The 16849-nt window shown below is 63.9% G+C and carries 18 protein-coding genes; 4 read left to right on the top strand and 14 right to left on the bottom strand.

The annotated features are described in order from the left end of the window. Positions 1-162: 162 nt before the first annotated feature. The 4 genes from DT068_RS05620 to DT068_RS05605 are packed head-to-tail and all read right to left on the bottom strand — an operon-like array spanning position 163 to position 2164. Positions 163-783, bottom strand: a complete 621-nt coding sequence (locus DT068_RS05620) for a 2,3-bisphosphoglycerate-dependent phosphoglycerate mutase (RefSeq protein WP_119388784.1) — start codon at positions 781-783, stop codon at positions 163-165. A 3-nt stretch (positions 784-786) separates the two neighbouring features. Beyond that, positions 787-1587, bottom strand: a complete 801-nt coding sequence (gene dapB, locus DT068_RS05615; protein ID WP_119388783.1) for a 4-hydroxy-tetrahydrodipicolinate reductase — start codon at positions 1585-1587, stop codon at positions 787-789. Further along, a complete protein-coding gene (locus DT068_RS05610) occupies positions 1584-1874 on the bottom strand; it encodes a DUF1330 domain-containing protein (RefSeq protein WP_119388782.1) in 291 nt (96 codons plus the stop codon). Before DT068_RS05610 ends, dapB begins: the two co-directional genes overlap by 4 nt. Before the next feature lie 2 nt (positions 1875-1876). Continuing rightward, positions 1877-2164 carry a DUF1330 domain-containing protein gene (locus tag DT068_RS05605; RefSeq protein WP_119388781.1) on the bottom strand — a complete coding sequence of 96 codons (288 nt, stop codon included), beginning with the start codon at positions 2162-2164 and terminating at the stop codon, positions 1877-1879. Positions 2165-2224: 60 nt separating this feature from the next. Here DT068_RS05605 and DT068_RS05600 point away from each other — a divergent pair, with 60 nt between their 5' ends. Continuing rightward, complete coding sequence (locus tag DT068_RS05600) at positions 2225-2992, top strand: potassium channel family protein (protein WP_119388780.1); 768 nt, start codon at positions 2225-2227, stop codon at positions 2990-2992. 82 nt (positions 2993-3074) lie between these two features. On the opposite strand, the gene dnaJ is transcribed toward DT068_RS05600, so the two are convergent. Then, on the bottom strand, positions 3075-4232 hold the full coding sequence (gene dnaJ / locus DT068_RS05595; RefSeq protein ID WP_119388779.1) for a molecular chaperone DnaJ: 1158 nt from the start codon (positions 4230-4232) through the stop codon (positions 3075-3077). Between the two features lie 94 nt (positions 4233-4326). Further along, the gene (gene dnaK, locus DT068_RS05590; RefSeq protein ID WP_119388778.1) at positions 4327-6255 is read right to left on the bottom strand and encodes a molecular chaperone DnaK; all 1929 of its coding nucleotides are present in this window, start codon (positions 6253-6255) and stop codon (positions 4327-4329) included. A gap of 250 nt (positions 6256-6505) precedes the next feature. Here dnaK and DT068_RS05580 point away from each other — a divergent pair, with 250 nt between their 5' ends. Next, positions 6506-7108 (top strand): alpha-ketoglutarate-dependent dioxygenase AlkB family protein, encoded by a 603-nt coding sequence (locus DT068_RS05580; RefSeq protein WP_119388776.1) that lies wholly within the window; start codon positions 6506-6508, stop codon positions 7106-7108. Here DT068_RS05580 and DT068_RS05575 read toward each other — a convergent pair whose 3' ends face one another. From DT068_RS05575 to fabA, 4 genes are all read right to left on the bottom strand, one after another. Next, the gene (locus tag DT068_RS05575) at positions 7109-9178 is read right to left on the bottom strand and encodes an oxidoreductase (RefSeq protein WP_119388775.1); all 2070 of its coding nucleotides are present in this window, start codon (positions 9176-9178) and stop codon (positions 7109-7111) included. Positions 9179-9283: 105 nt separating this feature from the next. Beyond that, positions 9284-10102, bottom strand: a complete 819-nt coding sequence (gene fabI, locus DT068_RS05570; RefSeq protein ID WP_119388774.1) for an enoyl-ACP reductase FabI — start codon at positions 10100-10102, stop codon at positions 9284-9286. Between the two features lie 82 nt (positions 10103-10184). Beyond that, positions 10185-11402 (bottom strand): beta-ketoacyl-ACP synthase I, encoded by a 1218-nt coding sequence (gene fabB / locus DT068_RS05565; protein WP_119388773.1) that lies wholly within the window; start codon positions 11400-11402, stop codon positions 10185-10187. 18 nt (positions 11403-11420) lie between these two features. Then, positions 11421-11936: a 3-hydroxyacyl-[acyl-carrier-protein] dehydratase FabA gene (gene fabA, locus DT068_RS05560; protein WP_119388772.1), complete on the bottom strand. Its 516-nt coding sequence runs from the start codon at positions 11934-11936 to the stop codon at positions 11421-11423. Between the two features lie 173 nt (positions 11937-12109). On the opposite strand from fabA, the gene irrA reads away from it, so the two are divergent. Further along, on the top strand, positions 12110-12520 hold the full coding sequence (irrA, locus tag DT068_RS05555) for an iron response transcriptional regulator IrrA (protein WP_119388771.1): 411 nt from the start codon (positions 12110-12112) through the stop codon (positions 12518-12520). Between the two features lies 1 nt (position 12521). Here irrA and DT068_RS05550 read toward each other — a convergent pair whose 3' ends face one another. Then, positions 12522-13136: an SH3 domain-containing protein gene (locus DT068_RS05550; RefSeq protein ID WP_368904453.1), complete on the bottom strand. Its 615-nt coding sequence runs from the start codon at positions 13134-13136 to the stop codon at positions 12522-12524. A 183-nt stretch (positions 13137-13319) separates the two neighbouring features. On the opposite strand from DT068_RS05550, the gene DT068_RS05545 reads away from it, so the two are divergent. Beyond that, positions 13320-14309, top strand: a complete 990-nt coding sequence (locus DT068_RS05545; protein ID WP_119388832.1) for a 2-hydroxyacid dehydrogenase — start codon at positions 13320-13322, stop codon at positions 14307-14309. A gap of 71 nt (positions 14310-14380) precedes the next feature. Here the strand turns inward: DT068_RS05545 and DT068_RS05540 are convergent, their stop codons facing one another. Genes DT068_RS05540 through DT068_RS05530 form a run of 3 tightly spaced genes read right to left on the bottom strand, consistent with a single transcriptional unit; the run spans position 14381 to position 16805 of the window. Then, the gene (locus DT068_RS05540; protein ID WP_119388770.1) at positions 14381-15367 is read right to left on the bottom strand and encodes a hemolysin family protein; all 987 of its coding nucleotides are present in this window, start codon (positions 15365-15367) and stop codon (positions 14381-14383) included. Next, the gene (gene ybeY / locus DT068_RS05535; RefSeq protein WP_119388769.1) at positions 15364-15831 is read right to left on the bottom strand and encodes an rRNA maturation RNase YbeY; all 468 of its coding nucleotides are present in this window, start codon (positions 15829-15831) and stop codon (positions 15364-15366) included. Before ybeY ends, DT068_RS05540 begins: the two co-directional genes overlap by 4 nt. Beyond that, positions 15828-16805 (bottom strand): PhoH family protein, encoded by a 978-nt coding sequence (locus DT068_RS05530; RefSeq protein WP_119388768.1) that lies wholly within the window; start codon positions 16803-16805, stop codon positions 15828-15830. Before DT068_RS05530 ends, ybeY begins: the two co-directional genes overlap by 4 nt. Positions 16806-16849: the final 44 nt, after the last annotated feature.

Here is a 16849-nt window from a genome sequence, read left to right as displayed (position 1 = left end):
CAAAAACGAAATTGCAAGCTTTTGAGGCCTCAACCCCCCAAAGCATGCAAACTCAATGCCGGCCTTCTTCCGAAAATCGAATCCCAATCAATGGCTTGGAAGTTCTTCACGGACGACTCACCAAAGTCTTCAACTTTGGCGGGATTTGCCCTGGCGGCGTAATCAGTCTTTGAGGATTTCGATGGTCTCGGGACGCGAGTCGGCCTTGAGCCGGTAGAAGACCGGCACGCCGGTATCGAGCTCGCGCTTCAGGATCTGCTCCGGTGTCAGCCCCTCGATCGCCATGATGAGGGCGCGCAGCGAATTGCCGTGGGCCGAGACCAGCACGCTCCTGCCCGACAGGACGTCCGGCTGGATGTGCTTCATGTAATAGGGCAGCGCGCGCGCCAGCGTGTCGCGCAGACTTTCGCCGCCGGGCGGCTGCACATCATAGGAGCGGCGCCAGATATGGACCTGCTCCTCGCCCCATTTCTTGCGCGCATCGTCCTTGTTGAGGCCGGTGAGGTCGCCATAGTCGCGCTCATTGAGAGCCTGGTCCCTGTGGGTCTCAAGCCCCTTCTGACCCAGCTCGTCGAGCATCAGATCGAGGGTGCGCTGGGCGCGCTTCAACACGCTGGTATAGGCGACGTCGAATTTGAGCCCCTTCTTCTTCAGCCGCCCGCCCGCCGATTTCGCCTCGGCAATGCCCTTCTCGGTCAGGTCCACGTCCTTCCAGCCGGTGAACAGGTTCTTCAGATTCCACTCGCTCTGCCCGTGGCGGACAAGCACCAGTATGCGATCCATCGACTACTCCAGCTCCAATACATCGGCCATCGAATAGAGGCCGGGTTTCTTGTCCTTGGCCCACAGAGCGGCGCGCACCGCGCCCCGCGCAAAGATCTCGCGGCTCGCGGCCTTGTGGGTGAGCTCGATGCGCTCATCGGGCCCTGAAAACATCACCGTATGCTCGCCCACCACGCTGCCGCCGCGCAAAGTGGCGAAGCCGATATGGCCCTGCGGGCGCGCACCGGTATGGCCGTCGCGCGAGCGCACGGAGGATTTCGCCAGCTCGATCTTGCGGCCCTCGGCGGCCGCCTGGCCCAGCAGCAATGCCGTGCCGGAGGGCGCATCGATCTTGTGCTTGTGATGCATTTCGAGGATCTCGATGTCGAAATCCTCGCCCAGGCTTGCCGCAACCTTCTTCACCAGCGCGGCCAGCAGGTTCACGCCCAGGCTCATATTGCCCGATTTCACGATGCGGGCATGGCGCGCCGCGGCCCTGATCTTCTCATCGCCATCCTTGTCGATGCCGGTCGTGCCGATCACATGGACGATGCGGGCCTGCGCCGACAGCTCGGCCAGCGCCAGCGTCGCCTTGGGCACGGTGAAGTCGATCAGACCCTCGATCTTGGTGAAAAGCGGCAGCGGGTCATCCGTAATCCTGACGCCCAAGGCCCCAATGCCGCCAAGCTCGCCCATATCGGCGCCGACAGCGGGCGAGCCCTTGGGCTCAAGGCCGCCCGCGATCTCGAGACCTTGCGTCTCATGCACAATGCGGGTCAGGACCCGGCCCATGCGGCCCGAGGCGCCGGCTATGGCGATCTTCATGACACGCCCTCGACAATGATCACATCGCTCTCCGCGCAGGTCTTGAAGATGGCGAGCGCCGCCTGATATTCGGGTGAGAAGAAGCACGCTCTGGCGGTGGCGAAAGACTCGAATTCGAGGATCACGTGGCGTTCGCGCGAATTGCCCTTCACCACCTCATAATTGCCGCCGCGCACGATGAACTTCGCGCCATATTTCTCGAGCGCCGCCTTGTTGGCGGCGACATAGTCCTTGTAGCGCTCAGGGTCATTCACCGTGACGCGCACCATCCAATAGCCCTTGGCCATGCTCAGACACCCTCGACAATGACGATATTCGCCTCGCCCGCGCCTTTGCGCCTGGCCTTGGCAGACTGATATTCGGGCGAATTGTAGCAGGCGATCGCATCGTCATAGGACGGGAACTCGATCACCACATTGCGCGGACGGCCTTCGCCTTCCATCTGGCCGGAGCGCCCGCCGCGCGCCAGGATCCGGGCGCCATATTTGGCGAAGGCGAGCGGGGCCGCCTCGGCGTAGAACTTGTACTGGTCGGGATTGGACACGGTGACTTGCGCAATCCAATAGGCCTTGGGCATTCTGCCTCTCCTGGCATGGGCTTGGAGAAGCCTCGTTAAGTGAAAGGACCGGAACGGTCAATGGCACTGAAAAATATCGTCAGGGAGCTCTATGAAGGCGGAAGTGCCGGGGCGCATCGCTTCCGCTACGGCCTCATCTCCTTCGATATCGCGACCATCGTGTTCCTGATCGTCTCGTCCTTCCTTCAGCGCTCGCCCGTCATCGGGGTGATCGACATCGTCATCGGGCTCCTCATCCTCGCCGATTTCATCGCCCGCTTCTGGATCAGCCGCAACCGCCTCGGCGATCTCATGAACCCGGCCAATCTCGCCGATATCGTGGTCATCGCCTCGCTACTGGCACCGTTCGCCGGCGAGGGCCTCGCCTTCCTGCGCGTGGTCAGGGTCCTGCGCGTCATGCGCTCGCCTATGGTGCTGAGCCGCATGCGGCGCGATTCCACGCTGTTCCGCCAGAACGAGCAGACGGTGATGGCCGCCCTCAATCTGGGCCTGTTCATCTTCGTCACCACGGGGATCGTCTATGAGAGCCAGCGGGGCATCAACGAGCACATCACCAACTATGCCGATGCGCTCTATTTCACCGTCTCGACGCTGACCACCACCGGCTTCGGCGACATCACCTTGCAGGGCCATTGGGGCCGCATGCTCGCGGTCCTCATCATGATCTTCGGCGTGTCATTGTTCCTGCGCCTTATCCAGATCCTGATCCGGCCGCACAAGGTCGAGCACAAATGCCCCGATTGCGGCTTGCTGCGCCACGACGCCGATGCCGTCCATTGCAAGCATTGCGGGCGCGTCCTTCATATCGAGGATGAAGGTGCTGTTTAGCAGTCATTCATCGCCGACAACCCCACACTCCGTCATCCCGGCGCAAGCCGCGGCTTTCGCCGGGATGACGGATGGAGAAGGCTTAAGATCCGAAGCCTTCCCAGAAGGCACGCGCCTTGGCGAAGAAGCCCTCGGACTCGGGCGAGTTGTTGCGCGCTTCATTCTCGAATTCCTTCAGGAGCTCGCGCTGCCGGCGCGACAGGTTGACCGGCGTCTCGACCGTCACCTGGATATACATGTCGCCCATCTGGTTGGATCTCAGGATCGGCATGCCCTTGCCCTTGAGGCGGAACTGCTTGCCGGTCTGCGCCCCTTCCGGGATCGACACGCGCGCCTTCTTGCCGTCGATGGTCGGCACTTCGATATCGCCGCCGAGCGAGGCCGCGATCATCGACACCGGCACCTTGCAGAATAGATCGGCGCCGTCGCGCTGGAAGAATTCATGCGGACGCACGGAGAGGAAGATATAGAGATCGCCCGCCGAGCCGCCGCGCAACCCCGCCTCGCCCTCGCCGGCAAGCCTGATGCGGGTGCCGTCCTCGACGCCGGCCGGGATATTCACCGACAAGGTGCGCTCGCGGGTGATGCGGCCCTGGCCGGCGCAATTGCCGCAAGGGTCGGAAATCACCTGGCCGCTGCCATGGCAGGTGGGGCAGGTGCGCTCGACGGTGAAGAAGCCCTGGGAGGCCCTGACCGCGCCCTGGCCGCCGCAGGTGCCGCAGGTCTTGGGATGGGAGCCGGGCTTGGCGCCCGAGCCCTTGCAGACCTCGCATTGGGTCGCCGTCGGCACCCTGATCTGCGCGGTCTTGCCGGTGAAGGCCTCGGTGAGGCTGATTTCCATATTGTAGCGCAGATCCGAGCCCCGCGCCGCCGCCGAGCCCCTGCCGCGCCCGGCGCCCCGGCCACGGCCACCGCCCATGAACTCGCCGAACAGGTCCTCGAAAATATCCGACATCGAGGAGGTGAATTCGGGACCGAAGCCCGGACCGCCGCCCGGGCGCCCGCCCATGCCGCCTTCGAAGGCCGCATGGCCGAAGCGGTCATAGGCCGCCTTCTTCTGCGGGTCCTTCAGGACGTCATAGGCTTCGGTGATCTCCTTGAATTTGTGCTCGGCCGTCTTGTCGCCCGGATTGGCATCGGGGTGGAGCTGCTTGGCGAGCTTGCGATAGGCGCTCTTCAGCTCCTTGTCGTCGGCGCCTTTCTGGACCCCCAGGACTTCATAATAATCGCGCTTGGCCATGCTGACCCGTCCGTCCCTCACCCGGCCCTAAAAAAGCACCTTCTCCCCGCGCAAGCGGGGAGAAGGATGCCTGGACCGTTACAGGCCATCTCTATCAGGCCGACTTCTTGTCGTCGTCGTCCTTGACCTCGGTGAAGTCGGCATCGACGACATCGTCAGCGCCATCCTTGCCGGCAGCGCCCGCATCAGCGCCGGCGTCGCCGCCCGGCTGCTGCGCGCTCTGCGCCTTGTAGATCGCCTCGCCGAGCTTCATGGCGGACTGCGCCAAGGCGTTGGTCTTTTCCTTGATCGCCTCGGCGTCCTCGCCTTCCATCGCCGATTTGAGATCGGCAATGGCGGCCTCGATCGTCGACTTGTCGGCGGCGGAGACCTTGTCACCATGCTCGGCGAGCGACTTCTGCGTCGAATGGATCAGGCTCTCGCCATGGTTCTTGGCCTCGACCAGATCCTTGCGCTTCTTGTCCTCGGCGGCATTGGCCTCGGCGTCCTTGACCATCTTCTCGACTTCCGCGTCGGAAAGACCGCCGGAGGCCTGGATGCGGATCTGCTGCTCCTTGTTGGTCGCCTTGTCCTTGGCCGACACATTGACGATGCCATTGGCGTCGATGTCGAAAGTGACCTCGATCTGCGGCATGCCGCGCGGCGCCGGCGGCAGGCCCATGAGGTCGAACTGGCCCAGGAGCTTGTTATCGGCCGCCATCTCACGCTCGCCCTGGAAGACGCGGATCGTCACGGCGGTCTGATTGTCGTCAGCCGTCGAGAAGACCTGGCTCTTCTTGGTCGGGATCGTGGTGTTGCGCTCGATGAGGCGGGTGAACACGCCGCCCAAGGTCTCGATGCCGAGCGACAGAGGCGTCACGTCGAGAAGGAGAACGTCCTTCACTTCGCCCTTGAGGACACCGGCCTGGATCGCGGCACCCATGGCCACGACCTCATCCGGATTGACGCCCTTATGCGGCTCCTTGCCGAAGAACTGCTTCACCGTCTCGATGACCTTCGGCATGCGGGTCATGCCGCCGACGAGGACGACCTCGTCGATATTGCCGGCGGTGATGCCGGCATCCTTCAAGGCCTGGCGGCAGGGCTCGACCGTCTTCTGGATGAGGTCATCCACAAGCGCTTCGAGCTTGGCGCGCGTCAGCTTCAAGGTGAGATGCTTCGGCCCGGTCTGGTCGGCGGTGATGAAGGGCAGGTTGATCTCGGTCTGGGTCGAGGACGAGAGCTCGATCTTGGCCTTCTCGGCGGCTTCCTTCAGGCGCTGCAAGGCGAGCTTGTCCTTGCGCAGGTCGATGCCCTGCTCCTTCTTGAACTCTTCCGCGAGATAATCGACGATGCGCATGTCGAAGTCCTCGCCGCCGAGGAACGTGTCGCCATTGGTCGACTTCACCTCGAAGACGCCATCGCCGATCTCGAGCACCGAGATGTCGAAGGTGCCGCCGCCCAGGTCATAGACCGCGATGGTGCCGGCTTCCTTCTTGTCGAGGCCATAGGCGAGGGCCGCCGCGGTCGGCTCATTGATGATGCGCAGAACTTCGAGGCCGGCGATCTTGCCGGCGTCCTTGGTCGCCTGGCGCTGGCTGTCGTTGAAATAAGCGGGAACGGTGATGACCGCCTGGGTGACGGGCTCGCCCAGATAGCGCTCGGCCGTCTCCTTCATCTTCTGGAGGATATAGGCCGAGATCTGCGAGGGCGCGTATTTCTGGCCGCGGGCTTCGACCCACGCATCGCCATTGTCCGCCTTCACGATCGAATAGGGGACGAGCTTCTTGTCCTTCTCGACCATCGGGTCGTTCCAGCGCCGGCCGATCAGGCGCTTGATGGCGAAGAAGGTGTTCTCCGGGTTGGTGACGGCCTGGCGCTTGGCCGGCTGGCCGACGAGCTGCTCATTGTCGGCATTGAAGGCGACGATCGAGGGGGTGGTGCGCGAGCCTTCCGCGTTCTCGATGACCTTGGGGTTCTTGCCCTCGATCACGGCGACGCAGGAATTGGTCGTTCCAAGGTCGATCCCGATGACTTTTCCCATTTACAAAACCTCCTGGTGGCAGACCCTGGTGGAAGCCCTATCCGGCACTTCCGCCCCGGACTCAGTGGGGGTGCGGGTCCCCAATTTACGTTTGACCGGACCTCCCTGTCGGGCGGGGTGAATCCGGCGTTCGGGGGCTATATAAGGTTGGAAATCGGCCCTATCAAGTTTCAGTGAAGGGAAAAATGCCGGTTCCAGAGCGGCTTCCGGGTGGCCGCCAGGCTTGGCAAAGATCAGGATCTCCGGCTGCATGAGCAACGGACTCAAATACCTGCCGTCCTATTTCGACAGGGCGGCGCAAGAGACATTGGTCGCTGTCCTGGGAGAATGCCTGGCCAAGGCGCCCTTCTACACGCCGGTGATGCCGCGAAGCGGCCGGCCTTTCACGGTCCGGATGAGCAATCTGGGCCAGCTGGGCTGGGTGTCGGATCGGGCTGGCTATCGCTATCAGGCCCGGCATCCCGAGACGGGCGAGCCCTGGCCGGCGATCCCTGCCGTGGTCATGGAGGTCTGGAGCAAGGTCTCAGGCTATCCGCATGAGCCCGAGGCCTGCCTGGTCAATCACTACCGCGAGGGGGCCAAAATGGGCCTCCATCGCGACGAGGACGAAGAGGATTTCTCAGCCCCGGTCGTCTCGATCTCGCTCGGCGACACGGCCATCTTCCGGATCGGCGGAACCGAGCGCTCGGGCAAGACCGAGACGCTCAAGCTCGCCTCGGGCGATGTGCTGGTGATGGGGGGCGCATCGCGGCTGCGCTATCACGGCATCGACCGCGTGCTCACCGGCACATCGACGCTGCTCAGGGAGGGCGGACGCATCAACCTCACTTTGCGCCGTGTGAAGAGGCCCTGATCAATCCGCTGCGAGCGCCGCCACTTCGCGGCGGAAAGGCAGCGCATCGCCGATATCGGGCATATCGAGCTCCCGCGCGAAACGATGGCCGGCATAGGTTGCCCAGGCGATGGGTCCCGGCGCCTCGGCATCGCCAATGACCTTGATGCTGCGGATACCATTCCCGGCCCATTCCTCCTGCCGCGCTCTGAGCGCTTGCCACAGGCTGTCCTCGGCCAGCCGCGAGGTCACCAGCACCACCGCATCAGCGACGAGATCGAGCTCACGGCCCGTATAGGCGCAGGCAGTGGCAACGCCGCCCGCCACGACCCGGGTCACGGTCCGGTTGAGCACGATCTCGACGCCGAGGCCTGCAAGCCTTCGATGAATGGCGCCCTGCTCGAGCGTGTTGCGCGCCCAGTCGGACACATAGGCGGAGGACGTCACCAGTGTAACCCTGGCGCCCGTCGCCGCCAGAAGCTCGGCAAGGACGCCGCCCATGTAATAGTGATCGTCATCGAAGAGAACGACCCGGCCCTTCGGCAACCGGCCCGCCATCAGATCATCGGGCGTGAAGAGCGGCATCACGGGATCGATCGGCATTGCCACCACATGGGCGCGCGCCACGCCGTCGCGGCGCCAGGCCGCTCCTGTCGCCACGGCGATATTCTCGAAGCCGAAGGACAGGACGTCATCGGCGGTGAGACGGCTGTCGAAATAGGTCTCGACATTCGCCATCCGCGACAGCTGGTAGGCCCGGTAGTCGCGCACCCGTCCCCAGGCCGAAAGGCCGGGCAGCTTGCATTCCCTGGCAACCCGCCCGCCGAGTTCGGTGCCCGCTTCCGCGAGCGCCACCTTGTAGCCGCGCTCGCCCAGAGCGCGGGCCGCCTCGAGGCCGGCCGGCCCCGCCCCCACGATGAGGACGCTCTCACTGACACCCTTTGCCGCGATGCGTTCCGGGTGCCAGCCCTTGCGCCACTCCTCCATGAAGGTCGGGTTCTGCGTGCAGCGCGAGATCGACATGGTCATGTCGCCGGTGATGCAGATGTTGCAGCCGATGCATTCGCGGATGTCGTCGATGCGCCCTTCCTCGATCTTCTTCGGCAGGAAGGGATCGGCGATCGAAGGCCTGGCGCAGCCGATGAAATCGAGCGTGCCCGATTTGATCATCCGCACCATCACGTCGGGCGAGGTGAAGCGGCCGACGCCGACAATGGGTTTCGAGGTGAGCCTCCTGATGCCGTGGACGAGGTCTTCCTGCGCCGCCTCGTCCTTGAAGCGCGACGGGCCGGAACAGTCCTCCCAGGCGCCATGGGCCAGGTCCCACAGATCGGGAAGCTCCGCATGCATCTCGATCAGATCGCGCAGCTCCGCATTGGCGAAGCCCAGCTCGCCGATCATCTCGTCGAGCGACAGCCGCAAGGTGACGGCGCAGCTGTCACCGATCGCATCCTTGGCCTCCGCCACCAGCTCGCGCATCAGCCGCGCCCGGTTGGCGAGCGAGCCGCCATATTCATCGCCTCGCTGATTGGTGGCCCGCGACAGGAAATGCTGGATGATGCCGAAGCCATGCGCGCCATAGAGGCAGACCAAGTCGAAGCCCGCCGCTTTCGCGCGCCTGAAGGCGATACGGTGCCAGCGGCGCAGGTCGCGGATATCCTCGAGATCCATGGCGCGCGCCTGAACCGGATCATTGGTGAAGGTGCGGATCGGCAGCGCGGAGGGACCGCGCGGCACTTCCTTGGTGTAGAGATTGGGGCCGTTGATGCCGGAATAAGCGAGCTGGATGCCGGCCAGCGCGCCATGATGGTGCATGGCATCCGCCATCCGGTGGAGCATCGGCATATCGGCGTCGTCCCAGAGCCTGAGCTCGATGAAAGGCGTGATCTCGGAGGTGTGGTGGAGCTCGGTCTGCTCGGTGAAGATCACGCCCCAGCCGCCTTCCGACTTGGTGCGGCGCATCTCCGCCGCGGCCGAGGGATCGCGATAGCCGCCGCCATTGCAGTGCGGCACCTGGTAGAAACGGTTCCTGGCGGTCACCGGCCCGATGCGCTGGGGCTCGAACAAGATATCGTAGCGCGGATCACGCATGCTCGCTGGCCTCTTCCGGTTGGCTGGCCTGGATTTATGCCAGTTCCGGCGAGATGCGAGCTTATTGTTTTCATTCGCAGGGATTAGGGCGGATAACGGACCTGATCAGTCGTCGCCTTCCTCGAAAGCGCGCTTCAGGTCTTCCGGACGCGGGGTCGAGATGATGTTGTAGCCTGAATCCACATAATGGATCTCGCCGGTGACGCCGCCCGACAGAGGCGAGAGCAGATAGAGGGCGGCACCCCCCACTTCTTCGAGCGTCACGGTGCGGCGCAAGGGCGAGTGCCGCTTCTGGAAGCTGAACATGGCGCGCGCATCACCGATGCCGGCGCCGGCCAGCGTGCGCATCGGGCCGGCCGAGATCGCATTCACCCTGATGCCTTGCGGGCCGTAATCGGCGGCAAGATAGCGCACCGAGGATTCGAGCGCCGCCTTGGCCACGCCCATCACATTGTAGTTCGGCATCACCCGGACCGAGCCGCCATAAGTGAGCGTCACCAGCGAACCACCATTCGGCATAAGGGCGGCCGCCTTGCGGGTGATCTCGGTGAAGGAAAAGCACGAGATGATCATCGTGCGCACGAAATTCTCGCGGCTCGTATCGGCATATTTGCCCTTGAGCTCGGCCTTGTCGGAAAAGGCGATGGCATGCACGACGAAATCGATCGACCGCCATGCCTTGGCGATGGCGGCGAGCGCCTCGTCCACCGTGGCGCTGTTCTCGACATCGCAAGGCAATACCAGCTTCGAGCCGACCGTCTCGGCCAGCGGCTTCACGCGCCGGCCGAAGGCCTCGCCCTGATAGGTGAAGGCGAGCTCGGCCCCTTGCGCATGCAGCGCCTTGGCGATCCCCCAGGCGATCGAATGATCATTCGCCACCCCCATGATGAGGCCGCGCCGGCCCTTCATCAACCCGTTTGTCATCACTCCCCTTTTGCTCCCGATCGCTCCGGCTGCCCGGCCGAGGCCCTAGATTGTCCGCCTGATCTTATTCTGTCGTCGCGCGCTATCCGTTGTAGCGCTGCAAGGCCAGCGTCGCGTTGGTGCCCCCGAAGCCGAAGCTGTTCGAAATCGCCACATTGATCTCCACATCGTCCCGGCGCTTGCGCATGATGGGGATGTCGGCGAATTCCGGGTCGAGCTCCTCGATATTGGCGCTCTCGCAGATGAAGCCGTTCTTCATCATCAGGAGGCAATAGATGGCCTCCTGCACGCCCGTCGCCCCCAGCGAATGGCCGGTCAGCGACTTGGTGCCGGAGATCGCCGGGATGTTCTTGCCGAAGACCTCGCGAATGGCCTCGATCTCCTTCTTGTCGCCGATCGGCGTCGAGGTGGCATGCGGATTGATATAGTCGACCTTCTCCTTCACGGTGGCGAGCGCCAGGCGCATGCAGCGCGCCGCGCCCTCGCCCGAGGGCTGGACCATGTCATAGCCGTCGGACGTGGCGCCATAGCCGACGATCTCGCCATAGATCTTGGCGCCGCGCGCCTTGGCATGCTCGAGCTCTTCCAGCACCACCGTGCCGGCGCCGCCGGCAATGACGAAGCCGTCGCGGTTCTTGTCATAGGCGCGGGACGCCTTGCCGGGCGTCGCGTTGAATTTCGTCGACATGGCGCCCATGGCGTCGAAAAGCACCGACAAGGTCCAGTCGAGCTCCTCGCCGCCGCCGGCGAACATGATGTCCTGCTTGCCCCACTGGATGAGCTCGGCGGAGTTGCCGATGCAATGGGCCGAGGTGGCGCAGGCGGAGGAGATGGAATAATTGACGCCCTTGATGCCGAAGGGGGTGGCGAGCGTCGCCGAGTTGGTGCTCGACATGGCGGCCGGCACCGCAAAGGGACCGACCCGCTTCGGGCCCTTTTCGCGCGCCGTGTCGGCGGCCGTCACGATGGTGCGCGTCGATGGGCCGCCCGAGCCCATGATGATGCCGGTGCGCTCGTTCTTGACGTCACTTTCCTCAAGACCCGAATCGGTGATGGCCTGGCGCATCGCCACCCAGTTCCAGGCCGCACCATCGCCCATGAAGCGGCGCACGCGGCGGTCGACCGAGCTTTCGAGATCGAGCGTGGGGGCGCCATGGACCTGGCAGCGAAAGCCGAGCTTCACATAGTCTGCCGCCGTGACGATGCCGGATTTGGCTTCCCTCAGCGAAGCCACGACTTCCTGGGCATTGTTGCCAATGCTCGAAACGATACCAATACCGGTGACGACGACACGGCGCATAATGGTCTTGTGCCTCCTTCAGGCCTGAACGGGCTTGAACAGACCGACGCGCAGATCGGCCGCTGTATAGATAGTCTCTCCATCCGCCTTGAGAAGTCCATCGGCAATGCCGAGATTGAGCTTGCGCAGAATGACGCGCTTCAGATTGACCACATACTCGACCTTCTTGACGGTGGGGACGACCATGCCGGTGAACTTCACCTCGCCGACACCCAAGGCCCGGCCCTTGCCGGGTGCTCCCAGCCAGCCCATGAAGAAGCCCAGCATCTGCCACAGGGCGTCGAGGCCCAGGCAGCCGGGCATGACGGGATCGCCCGGGAAATGCGGCGGGAAGAACCAGAGATCGGGCTTGACGTCCAGCTCTGCGACAATCTGGCCTTTGCCGAATTCCCCGCCCGCATCGGAAATATGGGTGATGCGGTCGAACATGAGCATCGGCGGCAACGGCAACTGGGCATTGCCCGGGCCAAACAGGTCGCCGCGGGCGCAGGCGATCAACTCATCGTAAAGAAAACGCGATTTCCGTTCGGCCATCTGTTCCGCTATTCCGCTCCCCGTCATGTGACATCCGCGAACAGCTTCCTAACATACCGATCCCCAGCTTTAAAGGCGAAGGGTTCGGCCACCAAAATACCCATTTTCGGCACCATTGCAGGCCCCGGCCGAAATTCGCTATACTTCCGGCAGGTGATTTTGAAGGAACGTTGATGAATTCCGAGACTGTTGCTACCCGGTTGCGCGGGGCGGGCTTGCGCCCGACACGGCAACGCCTGGCGCTGGCCGAGATCCTGTTCGGCGCAGGCGACCGGCATGTCACGGCCGAGCAGCTGCATGCCGAGGCGGTGGCCGCGCGCGTGCCCGTTTCGCTGGCGACCGTCTACAATACCCTCAACCAGTTCACTGGCGCGGGCCTCCTCAGGGAAGTGGCCATCGAGGGCGATCGCACCTATTTCGACACCAATACGTCCAATCACTATCACTATTATGTCGAGCGCGAGGGACGGTTGTTCGACATCGCCTCCGACAACCTCACCATCAAGGGCCTGCCCGAGCCGCCACCCGGCATGGAAGTGGGCCGGATCGACATCATCGTCCGGCTCAAGGCGCGGCAAAGCTAGTTTATTTATCGAGCTGCTCGCCCGGATAGGCGCCCCAGATCATCGGCTGGGCCATCCAGCCCTCGTAGCCCGAGGCATTCACGCTGCACCAGTCGCCGGTGCAGTCTTCCAGGGCCGCGACGACCCCGGCCTTGACCATGGCGACCAGGCTCGAAGTCGCGCTCGGCGAACTGTAGAGGGGCACCGCTTCCTGCTTGCGCCAGGGCGCCACCAGCGCCATGCGCTTGCCCGACAGCATGCTCTGATAGACCCAGCCCTCATCGCCGTCGCTGTCACGGATGCGCCGCCAGTTCTCGAATTCGGCGGTGATCTCGACCGGTAGACCCTTACGCTGGAAGACCCAGGCGACCTGGTGCTCGCTCGAGGGGCCGCGCCGCACATTGATCTTGTCGGCCTTCAGGGAAACGAATCGCGGCAAGGGCAGGCCGGAAGGCCCGACGGCCCGGTCGACCGACCCGGTCGAGCCAGTGATGTCGGCCGCCGCCTTGGCGATCGCCCCAGAGCCTGTCGATTGCCCAGCCATCAGCGACCATGCCGTGGCCACGGCGATGGCGATACAGGCAAACCCCAGAATCGCCGACCCGATTCTGCGCCGCGTCGCGGCTGATTGGACCATATGCATTCCCCTCGGTCGATGCATGGCCGTCCCCGGCTCCAGGCCTTGTCTTTGCCATGCCCTTTGCTAGACACCACAGGGTCGTCTACACGAGCCGGATAACGGTAATATAAACCCTTTGGCTAGCCTTGGCTATGCAAGGTTAAGATTATCTCAATGGCCGGCCTCGCGGAGTTACATTTTATGTCCAAGCGCAAACCCCTGGTCATCGTCACCCGCAAGCTTCCCGACGTGGTCGAGACCCGGATGATGGAACTGTTCAACGCCCGGCTCAATTCAGACGATCATGCCTTCAGCCGGGCGGAACTCATCGAAGCGGTCAAGCAGGCCGAAGTGCTGGTGCCCACCGTCACCGACCGCATCGACAAGGCGGTGATCGGCCAGGCGGGCGATCAGCTCAAGCTCATCGCCAATTTCGGCACCGGCGTCGACAATATCGATGTCGAGACGGCAGTGGCGCGCGGCATCACCGTGACCAACACGCCGGGTGTCCTCACCGAGGACACCGCCGACATGACGATGGCCCTCATCATGGCCGTGGCCCGGCGCCTTACCGAAGGGGCGGCCGTCATCGGCCCGGACAACAGCTGGCAAGGCTGGTCGCCGACCTGGATGCTCGGCCACCGCATCTGGGGCAAGCGGCTCGGCATCATCGGCATGGGCCGCATCGGCCAGGCGGTGGCGCGGCGCGCCAAGGCCTTCGGGCTCCAGATCCACTATCACAACCGCAAGCCCGTTCACGCCAAGATCGCCGAGGAGCTCGACGCGACCTATTGGGAAAGCCTCGACCAGATGCTGGCACGCATGGACATCGTCTCGGTCAACTGCCCGCACACGCCCGCCACCTATCACCTCCTGTCGGCGCGCCGCCTCAAGCTCATGCGCAAGGATGCGATCATCGTCAACACGGCGCGGGGCGAAGTGATCGACGAGAATGCGCTGGCGCGCATGCTGGAAGCGGGCGAGCTCGGCGGTGCCGGTCTCGATGTGTTCGAGCATGAGCCCGCCGTCAATCCGCGCCTCCTCAAGGCCAAGCGCGCCGTGCTCCTGCCGCATATGGGCTCGGCCACCATCGAAGGCCGCATCGACATGGGTGAGAAGGTCATCATCAACATCAAGACCTGGGTCGACGGACACAAGCCGCCCGACCGCGTGCTGCCCTCCATGCTGTGACGCCCGGTCTGGAAAACCTCATCCCCTTCGCCACAATCCGGTTGTGGCGGTGCTGTCGCCGGCAGCTTCTGTCAACCGGACTTGTCTTCCGATAACGCTGCTTCGGGTCCGGCCGGCGCCTGAGGCAGCGGTGCCCGGATCTTCACGCGCTTGACGCGGCGCGGATCGGCTTCAAGAACCTCGAACTCGATCCCGCTATCGTGGCGCAGCAACTCGCCACGCACCGGCACACGACCGAACATCGAGAAGATCAGACCGCCCAGCGTGTCGGTTTCCTCATCGCGCTCCTCGGGCAGGAAATCGACATTCAGGAGCTTCTCGAGCTCCTCGAGATCGGCGCGGGCGGAGGCGGTGAAGGAGCCGTCGGCATTGCTGACGATCAGCTGCTCGTCGGAATCATGCTCGTCCGATATATCGCCGACGATCTGCTCGACCAGATCCTCGATCGAGACGAGCCCGTCGGTGCCGCCATACTCGTCGACCACGATCGCCATGTGGATGTGGGTCGACTGCATCTTGATGAGGAGATCGCCGGCCGGCATCGAGGGCGGCACGAACAGGACCTCGCGCGTGATGCCGAGCGCATGGACCTCGGTGGCGAGATCGGTCTCGGTCAGCGACAGGCCGGCAAAAGCTGCCTCCCTGGCACCCTTCTTGCGCCGCGCCTTGGCGCCCTTCTGGGCCAGCCAGCGCACCAGATCCTTGATGTGGATCATGCCGGAGAGATCATCGAGGCTTTCGCGATAGACCGGCATGCGCGAATGGTTGGCGTCGATGAAGCGCGCGAGCAGCTCGCGCGTCGAGAGCGACGCCTCGATCGCCACGATGTCGGCGCGCGGCACCATCACGTCATCGACGCGCAGATCGGCGAATTTGATGAGATTGAGCATCATCGACTTCGCTTCGGCGCCCAGCATAGCGGCCGGGTTCTGCGCATCGTGGCTGGCGATGACGCCCTCGAGGCTCTGCCGCAATGTCGCGTCACGTTCGCTGGAGAACAGGCCCTTCAGCCTGGCGAGCAGGCTGTCGGGCTTGGGAGAGGGAGCAGGGTCGCTCATATCAGATAGGGGTCCGGCAGGCCGAGCCCGGCCAAAATAGCGATCTCGGCGGCCTCCATGCGCTCGGCCTCCGCCTGGGCAATATGGTCGAAGCCCAGGAGGTGCAGGGTTCCATGGACGATGAGATGGGTCAGATGCGACGTCAAAGGCTTTCCTTGTTCTAACGCTTCGCGAGCCACCGTCCCCGATGCCAGGACGAGATCGCCAAGCGGCTTTGGTTCTCCGGGGGGCAGATCATGCCCCCGGGGCGCCGGAAAGGACAATATATTGGGAGCATAGTCCTTGCGGCGCCATTCACTGTTCAGTTTAGCGGCCTCGGCGTCGCTGGCAAAGAGCAGGTCGATCTCGACATTCTCCTCAGCCCCCACCTGTCTCAAAGTGGCGCGGATGGCGCGGTCGGTCAGCGCTTCCAGATCCGCGACGCGCTTCCACGCGTCATCGGCGATGTCGATGACGGCAATCATTTTGCGCCGCGATTGCGGGACGCCTTCTGGCTGTGCTTGTCATAGGCCGAGACGATGCGGCCGACGAGCGCGTGGCGCACGATGTCGGCGGCGGTGAAGGCGATATGGGAAATGCCTTCGACCGATTTGAGGATGGCGAGCGCGTCATCGAGACCCGAGCTCACGCCCGACGGCAGGTCGATCTGCGAAGGATCTCCCGTCACCACCATGCGGCTGCCTTCGCCGAGCCGGGTCAGGAACATCTTCATCTGCTGCGGCGTGGTGTTCTGCGCCTCATCCAGGATGATGAAGGCCGAAGCCAGCGTGCGGCCGCGCATGAAAGCGAGCGGCGCGATCTCGATCGTATTCTCGGCGAGACCCTTCTGCACCAGGGGTGCCGGCATCACGTCATAAAGCGCATCATAGAGCGGGCGCAGATAGGGATCGACCTTCTCCTTCATGTCGCCCGGCAGGAAGCCCAGGCGTTCGCCCGCTTCCACCGCGGGGCGCGACAGGACGATGCGGTCGACCTCGCCATTCATGAGCGCGGCGGCGGCGCAGGCGACAGCGAGATAGGTCTTGCCGGTGCCGGCGGGTCCGGTGCCGAAGACGAGCTCGTTCTTGCGGATGGCCGTGACATAGGCCTTCTGCATCGGCGTCCTCGGCGTCACCAGCTTGCGCCTGGTGCGGACGGAGGATTCATCGGCGGCGGCATCGCCGCTCGATGACAGATTCATCCGGATGGCGCCCTCGACATCGCCGCGCGTGACCTCGAGGCCGCGGCGCACGCGCTCATAGAGCGTCGTCAGGACCATCTGGGCGTTGTCGCGCGCGACCTGCGGCCCCTTGACCGAAATGCGGTTGCCGCGCGGCGTGATGTCGACGCCGAGACGATGCTCGATCAGCGCCAGATGCTCGTCATGCTCGCCGAACAGAGGCGCCAGCAAACGATTGTCGTCGAAAACCAGGGTGGTGATGTCTCGATCTTCCGCCATGGCGCCGGATCTGGAACCGGCTGCGTCACGGGCATTGGCGCGCG

Source organism: Taklimakanibacter lacteus, from assembly GCA_003576695.1.
In the GTDB taxonomy this organism is placed as follows: Bacteria; Pseudomonadota; Alphaproteobacteria; order Rhizobiales; family Aestuariivirgaceae; genus Taklimakanibacter; species Taklimakanibacter lacteus.
This window is presented reverse-complemented; position numbering and strand designations above follow the sequence as displayed.